This is a genomic window from Kribbella sp. NPDC004536 (assembly GCF_042873835.1).
GTDB lineage: Bacteria > Actinomycetota > Actinomycetes > Propionibacteriales > Kribbellaceae > Kribbella.
Genome location: NZ_JBIALY010000004.1, coordinates 351,660 through 377,260, shown reverse-complemented (window position 1 = coordinate 377,260; position 25,601 = coordinate 351,660). Strand labels below are relative to the sequence as shown.

Genomic DNA, 25,601 nt, shown 5'->3' with positions numbered 1-25,601 from the left:
GGCCTCGCCGGTGACCCAGCTCATGGGCGGACCAGTACCGGGACTGGCATAGTGCAGAGCATGGCTCGGGAATTGACGACAGTGGGTGTGGTGGGTCTCGGCACGATGGGCGCCGGCATCGCCGAGGTGTTCGCGCGCAACGGGTTGACCGTGGTCGGCGTCGAGCGGGACGAGGAGGCGGCCGAGCGCGGCCGCGGCCACATCCAGCACTCCACCGACCGGGCCGTGAAGCGCGGCAAGCTGTCGGTCGAGGACCAGCAGGCGCTGTTCGACCGGGTCACGTTCGCGACCTCGATGGAGGCGCTGGCCGACTGCGACCTGGTGATCGAGGCGGTCGTCGAGCGGCTCGAGCTGAAGCGCGAGATCTTCGCCACGCTGGACAAGATCGTCCGCGAGGACGCGATCCTCGCCACCAACACCTCGTCGTTGTCGGTCACCGAGATCTCGGTCGCCACCCAGCGGCCGCGGCGCGTCGTCGGCATGCACTTCTTCAACCCGGCGCCGGTGCAGGAGTTCGTCGAGGTGATCAAGACCGTCGTCACCGAGCCGGACGTGGTCGAGGACGTGCAGGCGCTGGCCCGCCGGCTCGACAAGGTCCCGGTGGTCGCGGCCGACCGGGCCGGCTTCATCGCGAACGCGCTGCTGTTCGGGTACCTGAACCACGCGGTGTCGATGGTCGAGTCCCGGTACGCGACCCGCGAGGACGTCGACGCGGCGATGCGGCTCGGCTGCGGGTACCCGATGGGGCCGCTCGCGCTGCTGGACCTGATCGGCCTCGACACGGCGTACGAGATCCTCGACACGATGTACAAGCAGGGCCGGAACCGGCTGCACGCGCCGGCGCCGATCCTCAAGCAGATGGTCACCGCCGGGCTGCTCGGCCGGAAGACCGGGCGCGGCTTCTACACCTACGAGTCGGCGGACTCGCCGGTCGTGGTCGACGACGAGCACACGCCTTCTGTTGCCGGTGACGACATCGCCGTCCGCCCGGTCAAGCAAGTCGGCGTGGTCGGCTCCGGGACGATGGCGGTCGGCATCGTCGAGGTGCTCGCGAAGGCCGGGTACGACGTGCTGTACGTGGCCCGCGGCACCGAGAAGGTCGAGCGGGTCCGCGGAGTGCTGGAACGCTCGCTGGAGAAGGGCGTCCAACGCGGCAAGCTCTCGTCGGAGGAGCGCGACGCGGCGTTGCGCCGGGTGACCGGTACCGCGAAGCTCGACGACCTCGCAACCGTCGACCTGGTCATCGAGGCCGTGGTCGAGGAGCTGAGCGTCAAGCAGGCGCTGTTCGAGACGTTCGACGAGATCTGCAAGCCGGGCGCGATCCTGGCCACCACGACCTCGTCGCTGCCGGTGATCGACCTCGCGATGGCGACCAAGCGGCCGGCCGACGTGGTCGGTCTGCACTTCTTCAACCCGGCGCCGGTGATGCAGCTGGTCGAGGTCGTCAGTACGGTCAGCACCGCGCAGGACGTCGCCGACACCGTCGCCGCCGTAGCCGTTGCCGCCGGCAAGCACCCGGTCCGCTGCGGCGACCGCGCCGGCTTCATCGTCAACGCCCTGCTGTTCCCGTACCTGAACGACGCCGTCCGGATGCTCGAGGCCCACTACGCCGGCGTCGACGACATCGACGCCGCCATGAAACTCGGCTGCCGCCTCCCGATGGGGCCCTTCGCCCTCCTCGACGTCGTCGGCCTCGACGTCTCCCTCGCCATCCAGCGCACCCTGTACCTGGAGTTCCGCGAACCCGGCTTCGCCCCCGCCCCCTTGTTGGAACACCTGGTAACCGCCGGCTACCTCGGCCGCAAAACCGGCCGCGGCTTCCGCGACTACAGCAGCAACTAGGGCTCCATCTCCGCGTAGTCGCCGCAGGGGCCGCCGCCGATTGCTTCGGGGAGGACTGTTTCGCGGCGGTCGGGGCGGATCAGGGGGTTGTAGAAGGCGGCGATCTCCTCGCTGTCTTCGGGGATGTAGTGGAAGATCAGGGCGCGGCGGAAGCGGTCCTGGGTGGAGTTCGGGCGGGAGCCGTGGACGACGCTGCCGTGGAAGAACAGGACGTCGCCGGCGGTCATCTTGGTCTGGACCTTGGACAGGCCGTCGGGTACGGCGACCTGTGCGTTGCTGAACGACTCCGCCAGGTCGGCCGGTTCCGGGCAGAGCAACTCGGTGCGGTGCGAACCGGGGACGACCTGGAGGCCGCCGTTCGCGGAGTCGACGTCGTCGATCGCGATCCAGGCCGCGAGGCAGGTCTCGGGGTCGGCGCGCAGGAACGTGTTGTCCTGGTGCAAGGCTTGGCCGCGGGCGCCCGGTGGCTTGAAGTAGAACATCGACTGGGCGCCCAGCGCCGGACCGATCAGGGCTTGGACGACATCGAGGATCCGGTCGTCCAGCATCAGCTCGAGCGCGATCGCGCCGGCCTCTGTGTCGGTCCGCCGGTGCGGGTGCACGAACCGCGGGTACTTCTTCAGCGGGTCGTCGTCGGGGACTCCGTCGTCGTGGGCGAGGGAGAGGTCGGCCTCGACCTGCTCCATGTAGACCTTGCGGATCCGCTCCACCTCGGCGGGTTCGAGCAGTTGCGGGACCTGGACGATGCCGTCCCGCTGGTAGATCTCGGCGACTGTCATGGCTCCAGAATCAGGTGCGCCACCTGTTTCAAGCGATAGCCTATCGAGCTGTGAACCTTCGATATCCTGCTGAGTCGCCGCATCCGACGGTACGCCGGCTGGTGGTCGGCGAGTTCGACGAAGGGCCTGAGTACGCGACGTACCGGCGGCGCGGGACGACCGACTGGCTGCTCGTCCAGACCCTCGACGGACAGGGACGATTCGGTCAGGTCGCCGCGACGCCGGGCAGCGTCACACTGGTCAGACCAGGCACCGAGCACGACTACGCGACGGTCGGTGACCGCTGGCACTTCCTGTACACGCACATGCACCCGAAGCCCGACTGGCTGCCGTTGCTCGACTGGCCGGAAGTTGCCCCCGGCACCGTCCAGTTGCACCCCGCGGAGCCCACCTTCCACCGGATCGCGGACCACTTGAAGGACGCCGTACGGCATCAGCACAGCGTCCTCCCGCAGGCCGAGCAACTGAGCGCCAACTCGCTCGAGGCCGCGCTGCTGTGGTGCGACACCCAGAACCCGAAGGCGGTCCAGATCGACGACCGCCTGTTGCGCGCGATAGAACTGGTTGACCAGGACCTGACCGCCGACCTCGACGTCCCCCGGCTTGCCCGCGCGGTGAATCTGTCGACGTCCCGGTTCGCGCACCTGTTCCGTGAGCAGCTCGGCGTCACCCCGCAGCAGTTCGTCGAACGCCGCCGCCTGGATGCCGCCGCCCGCCTGCTCGAACTCACCAGCCGCCCAGTCGCCTCGGTCGCCGCCCAGGTCGGGTACGCCGACCCGCTCTACTTCTCCACCCGCTTCCGCCTACATACCGGATCCAGCCCCACGAAGTACCGCCGCAGGTCTTAGTCTTCTCCGCATGAGAAACCGGGGTGTTCTGGCAGGGGTGGCCGTGCTGGCGGTCGTGGGGTTGGGGGCGTGTGCGCCGGAGGACAACAAGTCGTCCGGTACGTCGACGCCGTCGGGGGCGGATGCGTGCGCCAAGGACAAGCTGGCGGTGAAGACGGCCGGCACGTTGACGGTCGGCACCGACAAGCCGGCGTACGAACCGTGGTTCAGCAACAACGACCCGAGCAACGGCAAGGGGTACGAGTCGGCGGTCACGTACGCGCTGGCGAAGAAGCTCGGGTTCGAGCAGGCCGAGGTGAAGTGGCAGACCGTACAGTTCAACACCGCGTTCGCGCCCGGTCCGAAGGCGTTCGACCTGGACGTCAACCAGGTGTCGATCTCCGACGAGCGCCGTAAGGCCGTCGACTTCTCCTCCGGGTACTACGACGTACGGCAGACCGTGATCACCACCGCGGGCAGCAAGATCGCGAACGCGAAGTCCGTCGCGGAGCTCGCGGACGCGAAGCTCGGCGCCCAGGTCGGTACGACGAGCTACGCCGAGCTGCGCGACATCGTGAAGCCGAAGCACGCGCCGGCCGTGTTCGACTCGAACGATCTCGCGGTGCAGGCGCTGAAGAACAAGCAGCTCGACGGGATCGTGGTGGACCTGCCGACCGCGTTCTACATGACCGCCGCGCAGCTCGACAACGGCAAGATCGTCGGGCAGTTGCCGGCCGGCGGGAAGGCCGAGCAATTCGGCTACGTACTCGAGAAGAACTCGAAGCTGACCGCCTGCGTCACCCAGGCCGTCGACGCGCTGAAGGCCGACGGCACGCTCGCGAACCTGCAGAAGCAGTACCTGACCGAGTCGGGCGCTCCCGAACTCTCGTGAGCGATTGGCAACCGTCCGAGTTACAGCGTGAGCGGATCGCGTACCGGAGCAGGCAGGCGCGGCGATCGACCCTGATCGCCGTCGTCAGCTCGGTGGTCCTGCTCGCGTTGGTTGTCGTGGGCATCGGTTCGACGCCGGGCTGGCCGCGGGTCCGGGAGACGTTCTTCGACGTCCACCGCGGCTGGCAGGCGTTGCCGGTCGTTGCCCAGGGCCTCTGGTTGAACGTCCGGGTGATGCTGGTCTGCTCGGTGCTGATCGTCGTGTTCGGGATGACGCTCGCGATCATGCGGACCTTGCGCGGGCCGGTCTTCTTCCCGCTGCGGGTGTTCGCGGCCGCGTACACGGATGTGTTCCGCGGGCTGCCGTTGCTGCTGGTGATCTTCCTGCTCGGCTTCGGCGTACCGGCGTTGCAGTTGCGCGGGCTGCCCAATCAGGCAGTGATCTGGGGCGGCGCGGCGCTGGTGCTGACCTATTCGTCGTACGTCGCCGAGGTGTTCCGCGCCGGGATCGAGTCGGTGCATCCGTCGCAGCGGGCGGCGGCGCGTTCGCTCGGGCTGACGTACCGGCAGACGCTGCGGTTCGTCGTACTTCCACAAGCCGTACGCCGGGTGCTGCCGCCGCTGCTGAACGACTTCGTCAGCCTGCAGAAGGACTCCGGGCTGATCGCGGTCCTCGGCGTCATCGACGCGATCCGGGCCGCGCAACTGGAGACGGCCGAGGACTTCAACTTCACGCCGTACGTCGTGGCCGGGCTGCTGTTCGTCGCGCTGACGATCCCGTTGACGCGGTTGACCGACTACGTCGCGCGCAGACAGGGCTGGTACGGCGGGGGAGGCGGACCGGTATGAGCCTGCTGACGTTACGTGGAGTGCGGAAGGCGTACGGCGAGAACGTCGTACTGGACGGGTTCGATCTGGAGGTCGCGGCGGGCGAGTGCGTCGTACTGATCGGGGCGTCCGGGTCCGGGAAGTCGACGTTGCTGCGGTGCGTGAACCTGCTGGAGACCGTCGACGACGGCGTGGTCGAGCTGGCGGGCCAGGACATCACCGATCCGCGGGTCGACGCGGACAAGGTACGGTCCGGGATCGGGATCGTGTTCCAGTCGTACAACCTGTTCCCGCATCTGAGTGTGCTGGACAACATCACGCTGGCGCCGATCCGCGTCCACCGGGTGCCGCGGGAGGCCGCTCGTTCCCGGGCGTCGCAGATGCTGGACCGGGTCGGGCTGGCGGACAAGGCGGCGGCGAAACCCGATGAGCTGTCGGGTGGTCAGCAGCAGCGCGCGGCGATCGCGCGGGCGATGGTCAACTCGCCGCAGCTGATGCTGCTCGACGAGGTGACGTCCGCGCTCGACCCCGAACTCGTCGGTGAGGTCCTCGACCTGCTCCGCGAACTGAAGTCCGAGGGGATGACGATGCTCGTCTCCACGCACGAGATGACCTTCGCCCGCGAGGTCGCCGACCAGGTCTGCTTCCTCCACCAAGGCCGCCCCCTCGAGCTCGGCCCACCCCACCAGGTGATCGACGCGCCACGCGAACCCCGCACCCGCGAGTTCCTCAGCCGAATCCGCACCTAGCCTGGTGCGGGTTGGTCGGTCGGTCGGGAAACAAACTGGCACGTGGTGACCATTTCTTTCCCAGCCGGGCCTAGCCGCGCTTGAGCGCGGCGGCGACCAGGGTGCGGGCGGCGGCGACCATCGTTTCCTCGGCCTCGTGAGGGTCGAGGCCGGCGGCGTCGCGGGTGGCGATCAGCGCCTCGACGCCGCACGTCAGCATCACCGTGTTCACCAACTGCCGGAATCCGGCCGGCGAGAGCTCCGCTTCGAGCGACCGCAATGCAAGCCTGACCACGTCCTCCCGAGCAGTCGATCGAACCGGCACCACGTCGATCCCACCCTCCGTGCCGCCCGCGCGCTCCGCGCCGCCTGCGGCGGCGGTGGAGGCGGCGGTCGTGGTGGATCGGGCCGGGGCGGGGGTGGGGGTGCGTGTCGTGCTCTCGTGTTGGGCGAACCAGCGTTCGAGGGTGGCGCGGAGTACGCCCCTCCACACCGGCTCGTCGTTCAGTTGCCAGCGGGCGATCGCTCGTACGAGCACCTCGATCCGGACCACCGGATCGTCGCCGGCCGCATCCAGCAACGCAGCGAAGTCCGGCTGGGTACGGGCCGCGGCGACGGCGGCGTCCGCGCGCAACGACTCCGGGTTGGGGAAGTAGCGGTACGCCGTCGCGACCGAGACCTGCGCCGCCTCGGCGACCTGCGCGACGTTCGGCGAGTGCCCCTGCCGGACCAGCTCGTTGTACGCCTCGACCAGCGCGCTCCGGGTGCGCTGCTTCTGCCGTTCCCGACCAGTCATGCCGAAGATCCTACTTGACGTGAGAAGATTTTCTCATAACGATAGAAGTATCTTACGAAGGGGGACAAGATGACACCGGATGAGATGGACGCGGTTCTGGACCGCCACTTCACCGCCGAGGTGGCGCACGACCTGGACACCCTGCTCGGCACCCTGACCGAGGACGCCGAGCACGACGTGGTGGGGATGGGCGTGCTGGTCGGCCGCGAGGCGATCGCCGAGCGGTACAAGATGCTCTTCGCACAGGCCGACGAGGAGAAGTACGAACCCGTACGCCGCTACCACGGCGACGGCTTCGTGGTCGACGAGGTGCTCGCGACCCAGCGGATCGTGAACGACGACTTCGGCCCGCAGGCGCGCGGCAAGGTCGTGCAGTACCGGATCCTGCACGTCTGCGAGTTCCGCGACGGGCTGATGAGCCGGGAGAACGTCTGGCTCGACACCGCCGCGATCATGGCCCAGGTGGCCTGAACCTCAGCGCGCCGACAGGTAGGTGAGCACCGCCATCACCCGGCGGTTGTCGTCCTCCGACGGCGGCAGGTCGAGTTTCGCGAAGATGTTGTTCGTGTGCTTGCTGACCGCCTTCTCGGTGACGAACAGCGCGCCGGCGATGGCGGCGTTCGACCGGCCTTCGGCCATCAGCCCCAGCACCTCGGACTCGCGCGGCGTGAGCCGGCTGACGGGGGAGTCCTTGGTGTTGCGGGCCAGCAGCTGACCGATCACGTCCGGGTCCATTGCCGTACCGCCGCCCGCGACCCGGCGGACCGCGTCCAGGAACTCGGCGACGTTCGACACCCGGTCCTTGAGCAGGTACCCGACACCGCCTCCGCCGCCGGTGAGCAGCTCGCGGGCGTAGAGCTGTTCGACGTACTGCGAGAGCACCAGGATCGGCAGGCCGGGAACCTGGGTACGGGCCTCGATCGCGGCCTTCAGGCCCTCGTCGGTGAACGTCGGTGGCAGCCGGACGTCGACGACCGCGACGTCCGGCCGGTGCTCGACGAGTGCGGGCACCAGCCGGGGTCCGTTGTCGACCGCTTCCACGACCTCGAAGTCGTGCGCCTCCAGCAGGCGGATCAGGCCGTCCCGGAGGAGGGCGTGGTCTTCAGCGATGAGGACTCGCAAGGCAGCTCCATGATCACGGTGGTCGGCCCGGCGCTCGGGCTCACCACGGTCAACGTACCGTCGAAGGCGGCCAGCCGCCGCTCGATACCGTACAGACCGCCGCCGGGCTTGACCTCGGCGCCTCCCACGCCGTCGTCGCCGACGATCATGTGCAGTTTCTCGTCCTCGTGGGTGATCTGGATCCAGGCGTTCGTGGCGGCCGAGTACTTGACCGCGTTCGCGAGGCATTCGGCGACCGCGAAGTAGGCCGCGGACTCGACCGGCGCGGCCGGCCGGCCGGGGACGTCGAAGGTGACGTCGACCTTGAACGGGCAGGTCAGCGCGAGCGCCTTGACCGCACCCTCGAGGCCACGGTCGGCGAGCACCGGCGGGTGGATGCCGCGGACCAGGTCGCGCAGCTCGGACAGTGCCGTACTCGCGGACAGTCTGGCCTCGGTCAGCAGCGCGGCGGCCTGGGCCGGGTCGCGGGCGACCATCTCCTCGGCCATGCCGAGGTTCATGCTGAGCGCGGCCAGCCGGGCCTGGGCGCCGTCGTGCAGGTCGCGCTCGATCCGGCGCAGCTCGGCCGCCTGGGTGTCGACGGTCTCGGCCCGGGACTCGGACAGTTCACGGACCCGCATCGCCAGCTTCGCGCTCTCGGTCGGGCCGAGCAGCGAGCGGGCCAGGAACGCGTTCGCCTTCAGCAGTCGTTCGCCGGCCGCGTTCCAGATCACGAACGCGATCAGCGCGACCGGCATCACCAGGAAGCTGGTCCAGAAGTTCACATGGAACAGCCCGCCGAACGGCTCGGTGAAGACACCCTCCGGCGTGACGCCGACGAGCAGCGGGTAGACGAGGTAGAACAGCCCGGCCAGGAACAGTACGGCGCTCAGCAGGCAGAGCGTGAAGCCGACGACCGCGTTCACCAGCAGCCACGCGACGTCCCGCCAGGTCTGCGCGTCGGTGAGGATCGTCCGCAGCCGCATCAGCATGCCGGGCAGCGGCGGTTGCTTGTACGGCCGCGGGATCCGCTCGCCGAGGAAGCCGGCCATGATCGTGCGGTGGCAGTTCGCGAACCAGCGCGCGGTCGGTACGACCACGAGCAGCAGCGGGATGCCGACCCAGACCGTGATCAGCGGCACGGACACCACGCTGAGCACGAACAGCGCGATCCCCAGCTCGGCCAGGATCGCCAGGAACAGCGCGATCCACGGCTGGGCGACCTTCGGGTACCGCATCGGCGGTGCTTCGGTGGTGGCGACAGTGCTCATGTCCTCCATCATGACTCAGCGTGTGCTCAGGGGCGGTGGGGTTAACTCCACTCCCGCCGGAGGGCTGTCACCCCTCGGTATTTGGGTAGTAGCTCTCATGTTTTCAGCGGTTAGGGCGCAGAGGGTTGATGCCGTACGCTGGCCGCGGCTGTACGCCTAGGCCTCCCACCGCTCTCGAGACGAGGACCTGATGGCTCAGCCTGTCGTGTCACCTGTTGCTACCCGCCGTTCCGATTTCTCCCCACTGCTGCGGGAGATCAAGGCAGCCGGACTCCTGGAACGCCGGACCGCGGCGTACGCGATGGCGATCGGTATCAACGTCGCGCTGATGGCGCTGACCTGGGCCGGGATCGCGGCGATCGGGGCGTCCTGGTGGGTGATCCTGCTCGCACTTCCGCTCGGGATCCTGACCACCCGGGCCGCGTTCTTCGGGCACGACGCCGGGCATCAGCAGATCGCCGGCTCGCGCAAGCTGCACGACTGGATCGGGATGCTGCACGGCAACCTGGTGCTCGGTATGAGCTACGCCTGGTGGGTCGACAAGCACAACCGTCACCACGCGAACCCGAACCACACCGACAAAGACCCGGACGTCGGCGAGGGCGTCTTCGTCTGGACGCTGCAGCAGGCCGAGGGCCGCAAGGGTCTCGAGGGTTGGCTCACGCGCAACCAGGCGCGGATCTTCTTCCCGCTGCTCACGCTCGAGGGCTTCAACCTGAAGGTGTCGAGTATCCGCTTCCTGCTCGCGCGCCGCCGGACCGAGAAGCTCGAGATCGGCCTGATGGCCGCGCATCTGGTGCTGTACTTCAGCGCGCTGTTCCTGATCCTGTCGCCGGCGCAGGCGCTGGTGTTCGCGCTGGTGCACCACATGGTCTTCGGGCTGCACCTCGGCAGCGTGTTCGCCCCGAACCACAAGGGCATGGAGATGCCCGATGCCGACAGCAACTGGGGTCACCTGGAGAAGCAGGTGCTCACCTCGCGGAACGTGAACGGCGGCCTGGTCACCGACTGGCTGATGGGCGGCCTCAACTACCAGATCGAGCACCACCTGTTCCCGAGCATGCCGCGGGCCAACCTCCGGTTCGCCCAGCCGATCGTCCGGCAGTACTGCGAAGGCATCGGAATGCCCTACGTTTCAACAGGTTTGATCGATTCGTACCGAATGGGGTTGCGCCATATGCACGCGGTCGGCGAAGAACTTCGGAGCAATCCGCTGTAACCCCTAGGTTTCTCAGCTGGGTCTCAGTTACGGTCTGGGCTCTCGGGGCCGCCCACCTTCTGAGGGAGACCTTCATGACCGACAGATCCGGTCTGAGTCGCCGAGGCCTGCTCGCCGGTGTCGCCGGCGTCACCGCCGCCTCTGCTTTGACCGCTGCGCCCGCGTGGGGCGCCGACGACCTTCGGCCGGGAGCTGTGAACCGGCCGAAGCTGGACAGGTACGACCGGCAGATCGTGTCCGGCCTGTCGTCCGAGCGCGCGCTGCAGCATCTCCAGGTGCTGTCCGAGCGGATCGGTCCACGCATCGGCGGTACGCAGAGCGAGAAACGCGCCGCCGACTACATCGCCGGACAGCTCGACAGGTTCGGGTACCGGACCCGGCTCGAGCCGTTCCCGGTCGCGGACAAGTTCCTCGCCCAGATCACCGACGTACGGGGGATGCTGCCGGACGACCTGTGCTGGCAGGCCGGGGCCGCACCGGGCGGCAAGCTCGACGTCACGGTCGAAGGGCCGGTCCGCGACGTCGGTCCGGCGACTGCGCCGGTCTGGCCTGCTGAGGTGGCCGGTTCGATCGTGATCGCGGACGACACCGCGGCCGCGCGTCCCGCCTTGGTGGCGGAGGCCGCGGCGCGGGGTGCGGTCGGCGTGATCCTGCTGCCGGCCGACCAGGTGTACCCGCGGCGGGCGTCGGCGTTCTCGCCGACTGGTCTGACCAGTGCACCGATCCCGGTGATCGGGGTCGCCCAGGTGCAGAAGCGCCTGATCCGCGAGGCGCTCGCGGTCGTCACCTCGTTGCCGTTGAAGATCAGTACGACGGCACATCGGGGCCTCATCTCCAACAACGTGATCGGCGAGCGCCGCGGCAAGGCCGACGGTCCGATCGTGATGGTGAGCGGCCACTACGACACCGTCCCGGGTGCTCCAGGAGCGAACGACGACGGTTCCGGAACCGTGTTGACGATGGAGCTCGCGCGGGTGTTCAGCCGGATCCCGACCGACGCGACGCTGCGGTTCGCGCTCTGGGGATCGGAGGAACAGGGGCTGATCGGCTCGCGGTACCACGTCGCGCAGCTCGCCCAGGACCAGCGCGACCGGTACCGCGCGGTGTTCCAGAACGACATGGTCGCGACCAGCTGGGACCCGGCCGTCACGTACTGGCTGCTCTCGTTCACCGGCCTCGCGAACACCGCGACGGACGCGGTCCGCGCGGCCGGCCAGCGGCTCGGGTACGACGCGCAACTGGTCGGACCAGTACAACGAGGTGCCTCCGACCACCAGTCGTTCCAGGAGGTCGGCATCGCGTCGGCGAACTTCTCCTGGCGCGGTGAGCTGGCGCCGTCGTTCCTCGAACCGCCGTACCACTCGCCCGAGGACACGATCGCGAAGAACGTCAGCCTCGAGCGCCTCCAGGTGTCGATGGAACTGATCGGCTGCGCGGCGTACGCGGTGGCCAGGTGAGCTAGGTCATACGACTAGCCTGGTATGGCTATGTCGCGCAGAAAGCCTTCCAAGTGGCAGCGGCCGGTCAGCGACCGGCCGCTGCTCGGTGGTACCCAGTCCCGTGAGGTGAAGGCGGGCGGCGAGTGGAACGTGCGGCGGGTGTCCGGGTCCGCGTCGGCGAAGTCGTACCGCTGCCCGGGGTGCGACCAGTTGATCCCGCCGGCCACGCCGCACGTGGTCGTGTGGCCGGACAACCCGAGCCTGCTCGGCGCGCTGGGCGGTGCGCAATCTCTCGACGAGCGGCGTCATTGGCACACGGCCTGCTGGCAGCGGAGCCGTTGAAAGGTGCGTGCATGAAGCTTCCGGTCACGTCGTACGGCGAGTCGGGTACGCCGGTCGTAGTGATGCACGGTCTGTTCGGCTCGGGGCGGAACTGGATGACCGCGGCCCGGCGGCTCGCCGGCCGGCACCGGGTGTTCGCGTTCGACCTGCGCAACCACGGCAGCTCGCCGCACGTGGACACGATGAGCTACCCGGAGATGGCCGACGACGTCCGCGAGACGATCGAGTCGCTCGGCGTCGGGCCGGTCGCGCTGGCCGGGCACTCGATGGGCGGCAAGACCGCGATGCTGACAGCGCTGCAGCACCCGTCCGTGGTGGAGCGGCTCGTGGTCGTGGACGCGGCGCCGGTCGCGTACCCGCCGGCCTTCGTCGAGTACGCCCGCGCGATGCGGAACGCCTCGCTGGCATCCGTCACCCGGCGCGCTGAGGTCGACGCCCAACTCGCCGACGCCGTACCGACGCCCGGAACGCGGGCGTTCCTCCTGCAGAACCTGATCCTCGACGCGGACGGCGCCCGCTGGCGCCCGAACCTCCCGGTGATCGAGGCCGCCCTCCCGGAGATCTCCGGCTGGCCGGCCGAGTCGACGGGACTGACGTACGACGGCCCAACCCTGTTCATCTACGGCGGCAAGTCCGACTACGTCCAACAGGACCACCGCGCAACCATCGCCTCGTACTTCCCCCACGCCCAGTACACGGAGATCCCCGAAGCAGGCCACTGGGTCCACGCCGAACGCCTCGACGACTTCCTTGCCGCCCTGACGCCCTTCATCGATTGACCCTGGTAAACGGTTGTCCGTAATCCATTGACCTTCGGCGGAGGTCATCGGTAAGTTTTCAACCCAGTTCCTGCAGGATCCACGATCTGGGTTGGTGGTAGCGATGGTGGTCCGGACCGGCGCGCAGCGTCTGGCCGAGGACCCGGGGTTGGTGCCGGACGGGCGCCTGGGGCTGATCACGAACTTCACCGGCGTGCTGCCGGACCTCACGCCGACCTCGGTCGCGTTGCGTGCGGCCGGGTTGCCGTTGACGGCGTTGTTCGGTCCCGAGCACGGTCTACGCGGTACGGCCCAAGCGGGCGCGAGTGAAGGCGCGGGCGTCGACCCGGACACCGGGCTGCCGGTGTTCGACACGTACGAGCGCCAGGGCGAAGCGCTCGACGAGTTGTTCGCCGACGTCGACGTACTGCTGTTCGACATCCAGGACATCGGGACGCGGTTCTACACCTACGTCTGGACGATGTACGACTGCCAGCAGGCGACCGCGCGGCTCGGCAAGCCGTTCGTCGTCCTCGACCGCCCCAACCCGCTCGGTGGTGTCCGGGTCGAGGGACCGCTGCTGCAGCCCGGCTTCGAGAGCTTCGTCGGGCGCGCACCGATCCCGCTCCGGCACGGGCTGACGGTCGGCGAACTGGCGCGCCAGCTGGGTCCGGCGACCGTCGTCGAGCTCGAGGGCTGGACCCGCGGGACCCGCGGCGTCGAGCCCTGGGTACCGCCGTCGCCGAACATGCCGACCTTGGACACGGCGCTCGTCTATCCCGGCACCGGCCTCTTCGAAGGTACGAACCTCAGCGAGGGCCGTGGTACGACGCGACCGTTCGAGACGATCGGTGCGCCGTATGTCGACGACCGCTTCGTGCCGGCGCTGCGCGCGCTCGGACTGCCTGGAGTGATCTTCCGGCGGACGTGGTTCGAGCCGGTGTTCAGCAAGCACGCGGGCGTTGCGGTGTCCGGCGTACAACTGCATCTGACCGATCGGGACGCGTTCGAGCCGGTACGGACCGCGCTGGAGATGCTGCGGGTACTGCGGGAGCTGTACCCGGACGACTTCGCGATGCTGCCGTCGCTCGACCGCCTGTGGGGCTCGGACTCGCTGCGCAAGACGCTTGAAGCCGGCGACGACCCGGTCGACCTCTTGCCCCCGGCAACCACACCCGCCGGCTGGGCCCGCCCGGACGCACTGCTCTACGAAGGGACCCCACGATGACCCCCGCCGAAGTCCCGCCCACGACGAGCGGCTCCGAGGAGCCGCGGGCGGCGAGTCGCGCCGGAGGCGCAGGCGTGACGATTCGGACGTTCGAGGTCGGTGACGGCGCCGAACTCGCCGCCGTCTGGACGGCCGCCGCACCCGCCGATCCGATCTCCTACCAGCGGTTCCGTGACCTGTTCCTGCTCGATCGCAACTTCGACGCGGCCGGTCTCCAGGTAGCCGTGATCAATGATCAGATCGTCGGCGCCGCGTACGCCGTCCGCCGGCTGATCGCGGCCGACCCTGGCAACCCAGGTGACCTCGAACCGGCGTCCGGCTGGATCCCGTTCTTCTTCGTCCATCCCGACCACCGCGGGCGAGGTCTCGGCCGTGCGTTGTTGACCGCGGCAACCGATTGGCTGCGGTCGCACGGGCGGACCGAGGTCTTCTTCTCCTCGTACACCCCGAACTACTTCCTCCCCGGCCTGGACGCGGCCCGCTATCCGGCGGCGGCGCGACTGCTCACGTCGATCGGGTTCGAGCGCGGGTACGACGCCGTCGCGATGGACCGCAGTCTGGTCGGGTACGCCGTACCGGACGAGGTCCGCAAGCGGATCGACGCGCTGACGGCCGAGGGCTACAGCTTTGGTGCACCTTCCGGCGACGAGCTGACCGCGTTGATCGCGATCGCCGGCGCGGAGTTCAACCCGGACTGGGCGCGCGCGATCCGCGAGGGCGTCCTATCCGGTCTGCCACTCGACAGGATCGTGGTGGCGCGCCAAGAAAATCGAGCACAACCCGGTGGGGCGATCCTCGGCTGGGCGATGCATGGGACCTATGAAGGCGTGATCGACCGCTTCGGGCCGTTCGGCGTACTGCCGGCGTCCCGCGGTACCGGGCTCGGGAAGGTGCTGCTGCACCTGACGCTGGAGCGGATGGTTGCCGCCGGCGCCCACAGTGCCTGGTTCCTGTGGACCGGGGAGAAGTCCGCCGCGGGACAGCTGTACCTGAAGACCGGGTTCGAGATCACCCGCACGTTCACCATCCTCCGGGCGCCGTTGCACCCGGCCGGCGAGAAGGAATGACGATGAGGATTCTGCGGCTTGCTGTTGCATTCGGCCTGCTCGCAACCGCTGCCGCCTGTGGTGGGGGCAGCGGTTCGGGTGGCAGCGGCGACAAGGTCGAGCTGACGCTGTTGAGCCACTACAGCGACGGCCCGTCGAAGGAAGGCCTGGACAAGATGATCCAGGAGTGGAACAAGGAGAACCCGAAGATCCAGGTGAAGTCGCAGGTGGTCAAGTTCGACGACCTGCTGACCACGATGACGGTCCGGCAGACCGGCGGCCGTGGCGCCGACATCGTCAGCGCGTACGGCCTGTGGGGCGGCCAGCTGATGAAGGCGAACGTGGTCGCGAAGGTCCCGGACGACATCGCCACCAAGATCAAGGCGGAGTACAGCCCGGCGGCGCTCGGCGCGGTCACCACCGGCGACACGCTGCTCGGGTACCCGACCGAGCTGAACACGTACGTGCTGTTCTACAACAAGAAGATCCTCGCCGCGGCCGGCATCAGCAAGCCGCCGACGACCTGGGCCGAGCTCGCCGACGCCGCTCGCAAAACAGTCAAGCGGGATGCCAAAGGCAACATCCAGGTCGAAGGACTCAGCCTGATCCAGGACGGCGACAACAAGTCGGTGCACCCGTTCCTGTCGCTGCTCGATTCCGCCGGCGGCCAGTTCCTCGCACCGGACGGGACGGCGCAGTTCGACGACGCCGCGGGCAAGGCGGCGCTCAAGTTCGAGTCGGACCTCGCGGCCGCGAAGGCGACCAACCCGTCAATCTCGCCGACCAAGCAGTTCCGCAGCGGTGGCGTCGCGATGGCGATCCAGGCCGGCTGGTGGATCGGCAGCCTGAAGACGCAGATGAAGGACAAGTACTCCACCGACGTCGGCGTGACCGCGATCCCCGGCCCGACCGCGGGCAGCAAGGGCTCGCTCGCGTACGGGTTCTTCATGGGCGTGAACCAGCGCAGCAAGCACTCGGCGGAGGCATGGAAGTTCCTCACCTGGATGAACGAGCACAAGACGGCTGACGGCAAGGTGACCGAGACCGGTAAGTGGCTGGCCGACCAGGGCCTGATCCCGCCGCGGACCGCGGATCAGGCCGAGTACAAGAAGTCGTTGTCCGACCCGAACCTGGCGCCGATCTACGACGCCGCGACGTACGCGATGGCCGAGCCGAACCAGCCCGGCGCGTACGAGGCGAAGACCGCGCTGCACAACGCGATCATGGGCGTACTTGCCGACGGCAAGAACTCCGACGACGCCTTGGCCCAGGCCGCGAAGGCGGTCAAGCCGCAATGACGACCGCCGTCTCCAGGGTCGGCGCCGTCGCGGTGCCGGCCCGGCGGATCGGCAAGCTGCACCGCGAGGGGCGGGCGGCGTACCTGTTCCTGTCGCCGGCCCTGCTGTTCTTCTGCGTGTTCCTGATCCTGCCGTTCATCTTCGCGATCGTGCTCGCGTTCTCGGACTGGGGCGGCTTCGACCTCGGCACGTTGAAATGGGCCGGCTTCAAGAACTTCGGCGACGTACTGAGCTTCAACGGGACGTTCGTGAAGCCGATCCTCGTGAACACGTTGCTGTTCGCGTTCGGCTCGGTGTTCCTGGCCACCTTCGGATCGGTACTCGTTGCCTACTGCATCGACCGGTTGTCGTTCCAGGGCTTCTGGCGGGTGCTGTACTTCCTGCCCGTGGTCGCGACGGTGGTGGCCATCGGCAACGTGTGGAAGATGATGTACCAGCCGGCCGGGCTGATCAACGGCGTGCTGAACAAGCTCGGCGTGAACAGCATCGGCTTTCTGTCCGACGCGTCGTACGCGCTGCCGTCGGTGACCGTCGTCCAGGCGTGGGCCTCGATCGGCGGCGCCGTACTGATCCTGACCGCCGGTTTGAAGGCGATCCCCGCGGAGTACTACGAGGCGGCCGAAGTGGACGGCGCCAACTCGTGGCACCTGTTCTGGTCGATCACGCTGCCGCTGCTGCGGCCGGCCTTGCTGTTCGTACTGATCACGCAGTTCATCGGCGGACTGCAGTCGTTCGCGCTGATCATCGTGATGACCGGCGACGGCGGCCCGGTGAACGCGACCAACGTCGCGGCGTTCGAGATGTACCAGCGGGCGTTCAAGTACGGCGCGTGGGGTACGGCGAGCGCGATGGCGATGGTGCTGTTCGTGATCATCCTGGCGATCACGCTGCTGCAGCTGTGGATCGCCCGGCGGCGCGGGGAGGAAACCTCGTGAAACGGCGCTTTCCGTGGTTCGCGTACCTGGTGGTGATTCTCGGCGCGGTGGCGATGGTGATGCCGTTCCTCGACATGGTGATGAGCTCGTTCAAGGGTGCGGGGGAGTACGGCGTGATCCCGTACAAGTTCCTGCCCTCGTCGTTCAACCTCGACAACTATCGCGAGGCGTTCGCACAGCTGCAGCTGCTGCACCTGTTCAAGAACAGCGTGATCGTCACAGTTTCGGTCACGGTTTCCGTGCTGGTCACGTCCTCGATGGCCGGGTACGCCCTGGCCAAGCTGCGGTTCCGTGGCCGCGCGGTGATCTTCCGGTTCATCCTCGCGACGATGATGCTGCCGCCGTTCCTGCTGTTGATCCCGACGTTCCTGATCATGCTGAACTGGCCGCTTGCCGGCGGCAACGACATCCTCGGCCGCGGTGGTGACGGTGGCCTCACCACCAGCTTGATCGCGCTGATCCTGCCGTTCACGGTCAGCGGATTCGGGATCTTCCTGATGCGCCAGTTCATGGTCCCGCTGCCGGACGAGATGCTCGAGGCGGCCAAGATCGACGGTGCGAACCAGTGGCAGACCTGGCGGCTGATCGTGCTGCCGCAGACCAAGCCGGTCGCGATCACGCTCGGCCTGATCACGTTCATCGGCACCTGGAACGAGTACATCTGGACGCTGCTGATCTCGTCGTCCGACCCCGACCTGCAGACCCTGCCGGTCGGCATCCAACTGCTGCAGAGCTTCCTCGACCCGGACCGGACGATGCCGATCGTGATGGCCGGGCTGGTGATCAGCACGCTGCCGGTGCTGGTCGTGTTCCTGCTGTTGCAGAAGTACTACGTCCGTGGCGTCGTGCTCAGTGGCCTGAAATGAGGAGCGATCTATGAGTGGCAACGTGCTGGCGATCGGCGCGCACATCGGTGACATGGACCTGACCGCCGGGCCGACGCTCGCCAAGCTCGTCCTGGAGGGTGCGTCGGCGACGATCGTCGCGCTCACCCCTGGCGAACGCGGACACCCGCGGATGACGCCGGCGGACTACAAGAGGCAGAAGATCGCCGAGGGTACGGCGTTCGCGGAGGCGATCGGCGCCGACTTCCAGGTCCTCGACCACAGCGACGGATTCCTGCCGTCGACCGACGACGTCGCGCTCGAGCTGGCCCGGATCATCCGCGAGAAGAAGCCCGACACGATCATCACGCACTGGAAGAACTCGATCCACGGCGACCACGAGAACACCGCGCTCGTGGCGGAGCGGGCACGGTTCCTGGCCGGCCTCCCGATCGAGTCGGACGAGGACTTCAAGGCGCTCACGCCGTACGCCGAACTCGCCGCGCGGGTGGCCGAGCTGCCGCGGCACGGCGTACGGACGTTCATGCACGCCGAGAACTGGGAGGACATGGAGGGCTTCACGCCCACGCGGTACGTACCGATCTCCGACGAGGCGTTCTACCGCTGGGTGTCCGCGATCCGGCACCAGGCGTTCGCGCGGGGCGAGACGTACGGGTTCCGGTACATCGACTACTACACGGCGCTGATGACGACCCGCGGCTGCCTCGCGTCGTACCCACGTGCATGTGCTTTCAACACCAGCCCGACTCCTGAAGTCAGCAAGCTCGCCGGGCCGTAGGATCTGTTCGCATGAGTGAGGTTCAGCTGATCGTTCAGGGCGACGACTTCGGCATGTGTCATGCCGTGAATGTCGGGACCGTGCAGGCGTTCCGGGAAGGGATCGTCACGCAGGTCTCGACAATGGCGGCATGTCCTTGGTTCACCGAGGCGGCGGCGTTGGCGCGGGAGTTCGCGATCCCGCTCGGCGTACATCAGACGCTGACGTGCGAGTGGGACTTCCTCCGGTGGCGGCCGTTGACCGACGGTGTCTCGTTGGTGGGTCCGGACGGCACGTTCCTGCGGACGGTCGAGGAGGCGCGTGCGGCGATCACGCACGAGGACGCGGTGCGGGAGCTGTCGGCGCAGGTCGCGCAGTTCGCGGCGGAGGGGCTGACGATCGGGTACCTCGACGTACACATGGGGGCTTCGGTGCCGTCGGCGTACGACGAGGTGTCGGCGGCCGCGGGGAAGCCGTTCATCTACTCGCCGGTCGAGGCGCAACGGTTCGGATCGATCGAAACCCTGAGCCATCAGCCCGACAAGAAGGCCTGGGCCCTGTCGTACTTGGACAAGCTGACGCCCGGGGTGCACCTGCTCGTGACCCACTGCGCCGCGGCTCAGCCCGAGCTGGGCGCGCTCCACCGGCCGGGCTCGGACACGTACCGCTGGGCCGAGGAGTACCGGCTGTCGGACCAGGAGATCGTCCTCGACCCGGAGATCCGCCAGGTCATCGCGGACCACAACATCACCCTCACGACGGTCGACGAAGCCTTCGCCGAGTCGTGAGAAACGGCTGCTCCGGCGAGCCGATGTCCACGACTCGACGACGGGGGTCCTAGCCGTCTGCCACGACTCGGCGCGTGGAGGTGGGGCGGAGGGCGCCGGGTGGGGTGCCGGTGGTGGATTTGACGTGGCGAGAGAGATGGCTGACCGAGTTGTAGCCGGTGAGGTCGGCTATTGCTTGGAGGGGGAGGGTGGAGTTGCGGATGTGGGCCAGGGCGTGGCGGAGGCGTACGGCCTGGAGGGCGGCTTGCGGGCTGGTACGGCGTACTCGGGCGAACGCGGCGCGCAGACCTGAGGGGGAGATGCCCAGCTCGAGGGCGATGCCGGCGATGCGAGGACGGTCGGCGAAGCGTTCCTCGAAGAGCTGCTCGGCTTGGGCGACGAGTTGTTCGGCGGGCGTGGGTGGTGGGGCCGCGGCGCGGCGGAGGCGGAGGTCGAGTTCGGTGAGCAGGATCGCGCGGAGCTCGTCACTTCCTGTCTCGCGGAGCTCGGTGCTGCCGGTCTCGCGGACCAGTGCGTCGAACACCCGGCGCAGCGTGTGGTCGGTGTCGTCGTAGCACCTGCGCGGCCACGGGTGGTTGCTCGGGGCATCTACCTGGAGGAAGCGGTTCGCGTACCCGGTACGGCTCTGCTCGGCGTGCCAGGTGTTCGGTGGGGTGAGTAGTACGGTGCCGGGCGTCGCGTCGTACGTCTCGTCGCCGACTGGGCAGGTGATGCGGCCGCGAACGTAGTACACGAGTTCCCAGGACGTGTGGGCGTGCAGCGGGTAGTCCTTGCCCGGGGCCGCGGTGTGGACGCCGGCGCCGAGGAGCTGTGGCGATTTGTGCATAACGTCTGTCGCCTTCTGCATTGTTTCGTTGGTACGCCTGGTTGATGCTGACATCGATCCGTGCATCCTGTGAAGGAGTACCCGCGATGGACATGCAGACCGCGCTGCGCGACCTCGGCGTCACCGACGACATACTGACGCCGGCCGAGAAGGAACAGCTGGACCGCGACGGCTTCCTGCCGTTGGAGGGAGTCCTGTCCGCGGAAGAGGTGTCCGCGATCACCGAACGCCTTGCCGAACTGACCGCGGCAGAAGGTGATCGCGCCGGCCTCGAGGTACACCAGGAGAAGGGCACCGACCGCCTCGCGGACCTGGTGAACAAGGACCCGCTCTTCGAAGTCTGCTTCAGCCATCCACGCGTACTGGCCGCGATGCATCACGTACTGGGCGACTTCCGCCTGTCCTCACTCAACAGCCGAGCCGCCCTACCAGGCCAGGGCCACCAAGCCCTCCACGCGGACTTCGGCCATCCGGTCGAGCCCGGCGCCTACCAGGTCTGCAACTCGATCTGGCTTCTGGACGACTTCACCCCCGAGAACGGTGCCACCCGAGTAGTCCCCGGCTCCCACCGCCGAGGCACCCTCCCCACCGACGAAATGCCCGACCCCGCCGCCCCCCACCCCAACCAGCTCCAACTCCTGGGCCGAGCCGGCACGGTGATCATCTTCAACAGCCACCTATGGCACGGCGGCACCCAAAACCAAACCCAACACCCCCGCCGAGCCCTCCACTCCTACTTCACCCACCGAACCCTCCCCCAACAACTCGACCAACAGACCTACCTCCGCCTCAACACCTACACCCGCCTAACCCCCGCCCAACACTTCATCCTCGACGTCACCGCCTGAATCGTCTATCCGGCTGGCCTTGAAACTGTCTAGCCGCCTAGGCGAAGCTGGCTACATGAAGACGTACGAAGTGACCGTCAGGCGTGAAGGGCGTTGGTGGATGGTGGCGGTGCCTGAGATCGACGGATTGACTCAGGCTCGCCGACTCGACGAGGTCGAGCGGATGGCCCGGGAGTACATCGCGGTGTCGACCGACGTGCCCGTGTCGAAGGTCGCGGTGGACGTGTCCGGCATCGAGGCCGGCGGCCAGGATCTGCTCGAGGCGAAGACGTTGGTCGACGGCCTACGCCGCCGGGCGAAGGACTTGGAGTCGCTGGTCGCCGAGCTCACCCGCGAGGTTGCTTCGGCGCTGACCGAGGTGGATGTTCCGGTGCGGGACGTGAGTAGCGTGCTCGGGGTGTCGCACCAGCGCGTCTCGCAGCTCGTGCAGTCCGTCGCGGAAGGAGCGTCTCGTTCTGCGACAAAGGCCGCGCGCCGTGAGTTTGCGTACGATCTCGTCGTCAAGCTCGACGACGGCCGGTCCCTTCGCGTCATCGAGGTCACGGAGGGCAGGAGCAGCCGCTCCAAGAGGCCCACAGCCGGACAGTCGACGTCGCAGAACGCCGAAGCTTCGGCCAGGCGGACCCCCGCTAGCCGGAGGCGTCAGACCGTCGCCGGCCACGGATCTACCCGGAGACAAAGCGTGTAGGCACAGAGAGAGTAACCGCGCACAGACGCTCTAGGAGGCGTCGGCTTTGCGGACCCAGACTTCTCGGATTATCAGGAGGAGGGCGGCGGCGGAGGGGATGGCCAGGAGGGCGCCTACTACGCCTAGGAGGGCGCCGCCTAGGAGGGCTGCGATGACGGTTACGGCGCCGGGGATGTCTACGGCTCGGCGCATGATGCGGGGGGCTACTACGTAGTTCTCGATCTGCTGGTAGATGATGCCGTAGATCAGGCAGGCGATGCCGGTCCAGAGGCCGCCGGTGAAGCCGATCAGCGAGACCACGACGACGCCGATGAAACCGCCGACCATCGGAATGAAGTCGCAGAACATCACCACGATCGCCAGCGCCACCGCGTACTGCCGCAGGCCGATGATCTCCAGGAAGATGAACATCGTGACGCCCGCGCACAGCGCCACCATGAACTGGCCGCTGACATAGCCGCCGACCCGGCCGAGGACCTCGTCGCCGAGGATCGAGACGCGCCGGCGCCGGGTGTTCGGGACCAGGCTGTACGCGGCCCGCTTGACCGACGGGAGCGACGCCAGGAAGTACAGTGTCAGCACGAGGATCGTGAACGTGTTGAACAGCGCGTTCGCGACCACCTTGCCGACGCCGAGGATGCCGCCGAACGCACGCTGGGCGAGCGCCGGGTCCTGGATGTACTCCTGGGCCTTCTGGATGAAGTGGTACTTGTTGTTCAGGTTCGTCAGCGTCTTCGACTTCTCGAGCAGGTCGAGGTAGCCGGGTGCGTTCTTGATCAGGCTGTCGATCTGATCGGTGACCACCGGGACGATCGCGGCGCCGACACCGACGACCGCGAGGATCATCAGCAGGAACACCACGCCGACCGACAGTCCGCGCTTCAGGCCGCGGCGCATGAACCACTCGACCAGCGGGTTCAGGCCGACGGCGATGAAGATCGAGACCAGCAGCAGGATCAGTACCGAACGGGCCTGGCCGAGTGCGTTCCACAGGCCCCAGGCGACGAGTACGCCGAGCGCCGCGAAGAACCCGAACGTGAACGGGTTGCCGCGCCGGATCGGCGGACCGGGCTGGCCCATCCCCTCGGACGGGTGCCGCTCCTCGATCAGCAGCTCGTCTGCGATGTCGACGTCATGGTCGGCCCGGTCGGCGGCTGCGCCTGCCTTGGCTGCGGACTCCTCGGCGATGTCGACGTCGTGGTCGGCCTGGGCGGCCGACCGGCCGGCTTGCGCCGAAGCGGCGTCCGCCTTGCCGGCCGCACGATCCGCCGTGTCTGCGGATGCTTCCGCCTCGTCGGCCGACCCATCAGCGTCGTCTGCGGATGCTTCCGCCTGGTCGGCCGAGTCGTCGGCCTCGTCGGCGGAGGTGTCGGCGGACTTGGCCGAGCCGGCTGCGTCGGCGGCTGCTCGTTGGCTCTTGCCGGCGGCGGCTTCGGCCCGGGCGGCCGCGGACCTGGCTTCCCGTGTCGCTTCGGCGAGGTCCGCGTCGGTGGTCGCTGTGGAGGTGTCGTCGCCGGATGGCGTCACATCTTGTCCTTCTGGGATCGCGCGCCCGGGCCGGCCGCATCGGTCTTGTCGTCCGCGGACGACTTGCTCCCGGTGGACTTCGCCGAGGCGGACGGCCGCGTGTTCACCCGAGTGTCCTCGCTGCCGAGGTCACCCAGTCGGAACTCGTCCACCATCGTCGAGTCCTTCGGCTCCTCGGCGCCGTCGGCGCCGGAGGTGGTGGTCGCCGGGCCGCCGGCGGTCTTGCTGGTCTTGTCCGCGAGGTCGCCGGCGTCCTTCGCGTCGACCCGCAGTCCGGTGTCGATCCGCGTCTCGTCCACCCGCGCGTCACCGGCACCCGTGCCGACGAACGGGCTCGACCCGGTGAACGGACCCTCGTCATCGTCGTACGACGACGCGATCGGACCGGGCGTAGCACCCGGGAACGGGTTGTCCTCCGCCGTCGCCTCCGGGTACGAACCCGTGCCGGACGAGTCACCCGCACCGGCAACCGATCCCGTCCCGCCAGCCGACCCGCCCTGCGCGAGGGAGGTGGCGGAGGAGCTCTCCGCCCCGAACGCGCTGGACCCCGGGGTCGACGAGCCGCCGCTCGACTCCTCTGCACCGAATGGGCTGGTGGAAGGGCTGGAGTCGGGGGTCTCGGTGGCGGACGAGGTGCTGCTCGGTTCAGTGGCGAACGTGGGGCTGGTCGCCTCCGGGGTGGACGGGCTGCTGCTCGAGGTCTCCGCGCCGAACGAGCTCGAGGAAGAGCCGAAGGGCTTGTCCGTGGTTGACGAGGACGAGGTCTCCGGGGCGAACGGGCTGCCCGCGCCGGTGCCCGGGGCGTTCGTGGTTGCCGACGGGCGGGGCGTCTCGGCCGGCCGCGCGAACGGGTTCACGTACGGCGCCGCCGCCGTCTCGGAGTCGAGTTCGGCTGCCTGGCGGGCGATGTTGCTGGCGATCTCGTTCAGGCCGGCGATCTGGGTGAGGATGCCGTCGCGGCGCTTCGCCAGCCGCTCGGTCTCGCGGGCGACGACGGTCCGCGAGCGCTCCGCCTCGTCGGCGGCGTTCGCCAGCTCGGCCTCCGAACGCGTCCGCGCCGTCGTCAGCAGCTGCTCGGCCTCGCGCCGCGCCCGCGACAGCGTGCGCTCCGCCGACTCCTCGGCCTCGGCGCGGATCTTGCGGGCCTGCTCGGTCGCCTCGGCCACCCGGCGCTCGGACGCCTCGGCGGCCTCCTTCATCTGGGTGGTGAGGCTGTCGGTGTCGGCCGCGATCTGCTGGTGCTTGTCGGCGAGCTCCTTCGCCTGCTGCTCGCGCTCGTCCGCCAGCCGCGCACGGAGCGCCGCCGACTCGCGCTGGATCGCCGTACGGATCTTCTCCGCCTCGTGCAGCGCGCCGTTCTTCAGCGTGCTCGCCTGCGACTCGGCCGTCAGCTGCAGCGTCTCCGCCTTCCGGCGGGCCGACTCCAGCACCTCGGCGGCCTCGGTCTCGGCCGTACGCCGCAGCTCGGCCGCGTCGCCCTCGGCGGTCCGGCGCATGCTGTCGGCCTCGTTCAGCGCGACCGTACGAATGTCCTCGGCCTCGCGGTCGCCGGTGGCGCGCGCGGCAGCAGCCTCCTTGGCGGCGTTCGCGCGCAGCTCCTCGGCCTCGCGCTTGGCCTCCTCGAGCGCCTCGGACGCCTGGTCCTGGGCGAGCCGGAGGATCTGCGCGGCCCGGTCGCCGAGGCCCGCGTACGACGGGTTCGCGCTGGCCTCGAGCTGGCGGCGGGTCTCTTCGAGCTGGTGCTGCAGTGGCGCGACGTTCTGCTGCAACTGGTCGGCCCGGTTCCGCGCCTCGACGAGTTGCATCTCCAGCGCGCGGACGTAATCGTCCACGGCCTGCTTGTCGTACCCCCGGCGACTGACCGGGAAGCCCCCGGCCGCGGTCGCCGTACGGTCGAAGAACGGCAGGCTCGACTCGTCAGGCATTCCGGAGTTTCCCTTCTGGCGGCTCAGCGTGAATCCTTCACCTTAAGCCTGTCAGAACCCCAACCAAAC

General features: G+C 68.4%; 26 protein-coding genes. 19 read left to right on the top strand and 7 right to left on the bottom strand.

Features of this window, described 5'->3' with window-relative positions; genetic code table 11:
- The first annotated feature begins 60 nt into the window (after positions 1–60).
- A complete protein-coding gene (locus tag ACFYRU_RS35015) occupies positions 61–1,842 on the top strand; it encodes a 3-hydroxyacyl-CoA dehydrogenase family protein (protein WP_387666974.1) in 1,782 nt (593 codons plus the stop codon).
- Here ACFYRU_RS35015 and ACFYRU_RS35010 read toward each other — a convergent pair.
- Entirely contained in the window at positions 1,839–2,621 is a 783-nt protein-coding gene (locus ACFYRU_RS35010) for a phytanoyl-CoA dioxygenase family protein (RefSeq protein ID WP_387666971.1), read from the bottom strand. The genes ACFYRU_RS35015 and ACFYRU_RS35010 overlap by 4 nt on opposite strands.
- Before the next feature lie 50 nt (positions 2,622–2,671).
- On the opposite strand from ACFYRU_RS35010, the gene ACFYRU_RS35005 reads away from it, so the two are divergent.
- From ACFYRU_RS35005 to ACFYRU_RS34990, 4 genes are read left to right on the top strand one after another with little or no spacing between them, the layout of a single operon-like run.
- Entirely contained in the window at positions 2,672–3,469 is a 798-nt protein-coding gene (locus tag ACFYRU_RS35005) for a helix-turn-helix domain-containing protein (RefSeq protein ID WP_387666969.1), read from the top strand.
- Positions 3,470–3,479: 10 nt separating this feature from the next.
- On the top strand, positions 3,480–4,340 hold the full coding sequence (locus ACFYRU_RS35000) for an ABC transporter substrate-binding protein (RefSeq protein WP_387666967.1): 861 nt from the start codon (positions 3,480–3,482) through the stop codon (positions 4,338–4,340).
- Positions 4,337–5,188 (top strand): amino acid ABC transporter permease, encoded by an 852-nt coding sequence (locus ACFYRU_RS34995; protein WP_387666964.1) that lies wholly within the window; start codon positions 4,337–4,339, stop codon positions 5,186–5,188. The genes ACFYRU_RS35000 and ACFYRU_RS34995 overlap by 4 nt, the downstream gene beginning before the upstream one ends.
- Positions 5,185–5,916, top strand: a complete 732-nt coding sequence (locus ACFYRU_RS34990) for an amino acid ABC transporter ATP-binding protein (protein ID WP_387666961.1) — start codon at positions 5,185–5,187, stop codon at positions 5,914–5,916. The genes ACFYRU_RS34995 and ACFYRU_RS34990 overlap by 4 nt, the downstream gene beginning before the upstream one ends.
- 70 nt (positions 5,917–5,986) lie before the next feature.
- Here ACFYRU_RS34990 and ACFYRU_RS34985 read toward each other — a convergent pair whose 3' ends face one another.
- Entirely contained in the window at positions 5,987–6,691 is a 705-nt protein-coding gene (locus ACFYRU_RS34985) for a TetR/AcrR family transcriptional regulator (RefSeq protein WP_387666958.1), read from the bottom strand.
- A 69-nt stretch (positions 6,692–6,760) separates the two neighbouring features.
- Between ACFYRU_RS34985 and ACFYRU_RS34980 the strand changes: the two genes are divergently transcribed.
- The gene (locus tag ACFYRU_RS34980; protein WP_387666955.1) at positions 6,761–7,162 is read left to right on the top strand and encodes a nuclear transport factor 2 family protein; all 402 of its coding nucleotides are present in this window, start codon (positions 6,761–6,763) and stop codon (positions 7,160–7,162) included.
- A 3-nt stretch (positions 7,163–7,165) separates the two neighbouring features.
- Here ACFYRU_RS34980 and ACFYRU_RS34975 read toward each other — a convergent pair whose 3' ends face one another.
- A complete protein-coding gene (locus tag ACFYRU_RS34975; RefSeq protein ID WP_387666952.1) occupies positions 7,166–7,813 on the bottom strand; it encodes a response regulator in 648 nt (215 codons plus the stop codon).
- A complete protein-coding gene (locus ACFYRU_RS34970; RefSeq protein WP_387666949.1) occupies positions 7,765–9,063 on the bottom strand; it encodes a sensor histidine kinase in 1,299 nt (432 codons plus the stop codon). The genes ACFYRU_RS34975 and ACFYRU_RS34970 overlap by 49 nt, the downstream gene beginning before the upstream one ends.
- 190 nt (positions 9,064–9,253) lie before the next feature.
- On the opposite strand from ACFYRU_RS34970, the gene ACFYRU_RS34965 reads away from it, so the two are divergent.
- The 11 genes from ACFYRU_RS34965 to ACFYRU_RS34915 all read left to right on the top strand — a co-directional run bounded on the left by ACFYRU_RS34965 (position 9,254) and on the right by ACFYRU_RS34915 (position 19,718).
- Positions 9,254–10,282, top strand: a complete 1,029-nt coding sequence (locus tag ACFYRU_RS34965; RefSeq protein WP_387666946.1) for a fatty acid desaturase family protein — start codon at positions 9,254–9,256, stop codon at positions 10,280–10,282.
- Positions 10,283–10,356: 74 nt separating this feature from the next.
- Positions 10,357–11,739 (top strand): M28 family peptidase, encoded by a 1,383-nt coding sequence (locus tag ACFYRU_RS34960; protein WP_387666943.1) that lies wholly within the window; start codon positions 10,357–10,359, stop codon positions 11,737–11,739.
- A gap of 30 nt (positions 11,740–11,769) precedes the next feature.
- Positions 11,770–12,063: a hypothetical protein gene (locus tag ACFYRU_RS34955; RefSeq protein WP_387666940.1), complete on the top strand. Its 294-nt coding sequence runs from the start codon at positions 11,770–11,772 to the stop codon at positions 12,061–12,063.
- Positions 12,064–12,074: 11 nt separating this feature from the next.
- Complete coding sequence (locus ACFYRU_RS34950; protein ID WP_387666937.1) at positions 12,075–12,842, top strand: alpha/beta fold hydrolase; 768 nt, start codon at positions 12,075–12,077, stop codon at positions 12,840–12,842.
- A gap of 103 nt (positions 12,843–12,945) precedes the next feature.
- Positions 12,946–14,049, top strand: coding sequence for an exo-beta-N-acetylmuramidase NamZ domain-containing protein (locus ACFYRU_RS34945; protein ID WP_387666934.1), 1,104 nt, complete (start codon positions 12,946–12,948; stop codon positions 14,047–14,049).
- On the top strand, positions 14,046–15,116 hold the full coding sequence (locus ACFYRU_RS34940) for a GNAT family N-acetyltransferase (protein ID WP_387666931.1): 1,071 nt from the start codon (positions 14,046–14,048) through the stop codon (positions 15,114–15,116). The genes ACFYRU_RS34945 and ACFYRU_RS34940 overlap by 4 nt, the downstream gene beginning before the upstream one ends.
- A gap of 2 nt (positions 15,117–15,118) precedes the next feature.
- Entirely contained in the window at positions 15,119–16,393 is a 1,275-nt protein-coding gene (locus ACFYRU_RS34935; RefSeq protein ID WP_387666929.1) for an extracellular solute-binding protein, read from the top strand.
- A complete protein-coding gene (locus tag ACFYRU_RS34930) occupies positions 16,390–17,328 on the top strand; it encodes a carbohydrate ABC transporter permease (RefSeq protein ID WP_387666926.1) in 939 nt (312 codons plus the stop codon). Before ACFYRU_RS34935 ends, ACFYRU_RS34930 begins: the two co-directional genes overlap by 4 nt.
- Entirely contained in the window at positions 17,325–18,194 is an 870-nt protein-coding gene (locus ACFYRU_RS34925; RefSeq protein ID WP_387666923.1) for a carbohydrate ABC transporter permease, read from the top strand. Before ACFYRU_RS34930 ends, ACFYRU_RS34925 begins: the two co-directional genes overlap by 4 nt.
- Before the next feature lie 10 nt (positions 18,195–18,204).
- Positions 18,205–18,951, top strand: coding sequence for a PIG-L deacetylase family protein (locus ACFYRU_RS34920; protein ID WP_387666920.1), 747 nt, complete (start codon positions 18,205–18,207; stop codon positions 18,949–18,951).
- Positions 18,952–18,962: 11 nt separating this feature from the next.
- Positions 18,963–19,718 (top strand): carbohydrate deacetylase, encoded by a 756-nt coding sequence (locus ACFYRU_RS34915; protein ID WP_387666917.1) that lies wholly within the window; start codon positions 18,963–18,965, stop codon positions 19,716–19,718.
- Positions 19,719–19,767: 49 nt separating this feature from the next.
- On the opposite strand, the gene ACFYRU_RS34910 is transcribed toward ACFYRU_RS34915, so the two are convergent.
- On the bottom strand, positions 19,768–20,544 hold the full coding sequence (locus ACFYRU_RS34910; protein ID WP_387666915.1) for a helix-turn-helix domain-containing protein: 777 nt from the start codon (positions 20,542–20,544) through the stop codon (positions 19,768–19,770).
- An 86-nt stretch (positions 20,545–20,630) separates the two neighbouring features.
- Here ACFYRU_RS34910 and ACFYRU_RS34905 point away from each other — a divergent pair, with 86 nt between their 5' ends.
- Positions 20,631–21,392 (top strand): phytanoyl-CoA dioxygenase family protein, encoded by a 762-nt coding sequence (locus ACFYRU_RS34905; protein ID WP_387666913.1) that lies wholly within the window; start codon positions 20,631–20,633, stop codon positions 21,390–21,392.
- Positions 21,393–21,447: 55 nt separating this feature from the next.
- Positions 21,448–22,080, top strand: coding sequence for a hypothetical protein (locus ACFYRU_RS34900; protein WP_387666911.1), 633 nt, complete (start codon positions 21,448–21,450; stop codon positions 22,078–22,080).
- Positions 22,081–22,110: 30 nt separating this feature from the next.
- Here ACFYRU_RS34900 and ACFYRU_RS34895 read toward each other — a convergent pair whose 3' ends face one another.
- Together ACFYRU_RS34895 and ACFYRU_RS34890 are read right to left on the bottom strand one after the other, a co-directional pair.
- On the bottom strand, positions 22,111–23,607 hold the full coding sequence (locus ACFYRU_RS34895; RefSeq protein ID WP_387666909.1) for an AI-2E family transporter: 1,497 nt from the start codon (positions 23,605–23,607) through the stop codon (positions 22,111–22,113).
- The gene (locus ACFYRU_RS34890) at positions 23,604–25,532 is read right to left on the bottom strand and encodes a transposase (protein ID WP_387666907.1); all 1,929 of its coding nucleotides are present in this window, start codon (positions 25,530–25,532) and stop codon (positions 23,604–23,606) included. Before ACFYRU_RS34890 ends, ACFYRU_RS34895 begins: the two co-directional genes overlap by 4 nt.
- Positions 25,533–25,601 lie beyond the last annotated feature (69 nt).

Excerpts from the sequence above, each read along its gene's own strand:
- ACFYRU_RS35010 (WP_387666971.1), bottom strand. The coding sequence starts at position 2,621 with ATGACAGTCGCCGAGATCTACCAGCGGGACGGCATCGTCCAGGTCCCG.
- ACFYRU_RS34970 (WP_387666949.1), bottom strand. The coding sequence starts at position 9,063 with ATGAGCACTGTCGCCACCACCGAAGCACCGCCGATGCGGTACCCGAAG.
- ACFYRU_RS34920 (WP_387666920.1), top strand. The coding sequence starts at position 18,205 with ATGAGTGGCAACGTGCTGGCGATCGGCGCGCACATCGGTGACATGGAC.
- ACFYRU_RS34945 (WP_387666934.1), top strand. The coding sequence starts at position 12,946 with ATGGTGGTCCGGACCGGCGCGCAGCGTCTGGCCGAGGACCCGGGGTTG.
- ACFYRU_RS35015 (WP_387666974.1), top strand. The coding sequence starts at position 61 with ATGGCTCGGGAATTGACGACAGTGGGTGTGGTGGGTCTCGGCACGATG.
- ACFYRU_RS34935 (WP_387666929.1), top strand. The coding sequence starts at position 15,119 with ATGAGGATTCTGCGGCTTGCTGTTGCATTCGGCCTGCTCGCAACCGCT.
- ACFYRU_RS34940 (WP_387666931.1), top strand. The coding sequence starts at position 14,046 with ATGACCCCCGCCGAAGTCCCGCCCACGACGAGCGGCTCCGAGGAGCCG.
- ACFYRU_RS34965 (WP_387666946.1), top strand. The coding sequence starts at position 9,254 with ATGGCTCAGCCTGTCGTGTCACCTGTTGCTACCCGCCGTTCCGATTTC.
- ACFYRU_RS34890 (WP_387666907.1), bottom strand. The coding sequence starts at position 25,532 with ATGCCTGACGAGTCGAGCCTGCCGTTCTTCGACCGTACGGCGACCGCG.
- ACFYRU_RS34905 (WP_387666913.1), top strand. The coding sequence starts at position 20,631 with ATGGACATGCAGACCGCGCTGCGCGACCTCGGCGTCACCGACGACATA.
- ACFYRU_RS34985 (WP_387666958.1), bottom strand. The coding sequence starts at position 6,691 with ATGACTGGTCGGGAACGGCAGAAGCAGCGCACCCGGAGCGCGCTGGTC.
- ACFYRU_RS34990 (WP_387666961.1), top strand. The coding sequence starts at position 5,185 with ATGAGCCTGCTGACGTTACGTGGAGTGCGGAAGGCGTACGGCGAGAAC.
- ACFYRU_RS34950 (WP_387666937.1), top strand. The coding sequence starts at position 12,075 with ATGAAGCTTCCGGTCACGTCGTACGGCGAGTCGGGTACGCCGGTCGTA.
- ACFYRU_RS35000 (WP_387666967.1), top strand. The coding sequence starts at position 3,480 with ATGAGAAACCGGGGTGTTCTGGCAGGGGTGGCCGTGCTGGCGGTCGTG.
- ACFYRU_RS34910 (WP_387666915.1), bottom strand. The coding sequence starts at position 20,544 with ATGCACAAATCGCCACAGCTCCTCGGCGCCGGCGTCCACACCGCGGCC.
- ACFYRU_RS34915 (WP_387666917.1), top strand. The coding sequence starts at position 18,963 with ATGAGTGAGGTTCAGCTGATCGTTCAGGGCGACGACTTCGGCATGTGT.
- ACFYRU_RS34955 (WP_387666940.1), top strand. The coding sequence starts at position 11,770 with ATGTCGCGCAGAAAGCCTTCCAAGTGGCAGCGGCCGGTCAGCGACCGG.
- ACFYRU_RS34960 (WP_387666943.1), top strand. The coding sequence starts at position 10,357 with ATGACCGACAGATCCGGTCTGAGTCGCCGAGGCCTGCTCGCCGGTGTC.
- ACFYRU_RS34930 (WP_387666926.1), top strand. The coding sequence starts at position 16,390 with ATGACGACCGCCGTCTCCAGGGTCGGCGCCGTCGCGGTGCCGGCCCGG.
- ACFYRU_RS34980 (WP_387666955.1), top strand. The coding sequence starts at position 6,761 with ATGACACCGGATGAGATGGACGCGGTTCTGGACCGCCACTTCACCGCC.
- ACFYRU_RS34900 (WP_387666911.1), top strand. The coding sequence starts at position 21,448 with ATGAAGACGTACGAAGTGACCGTCAGGCGTGAAGGGCGTTGGTGGATG.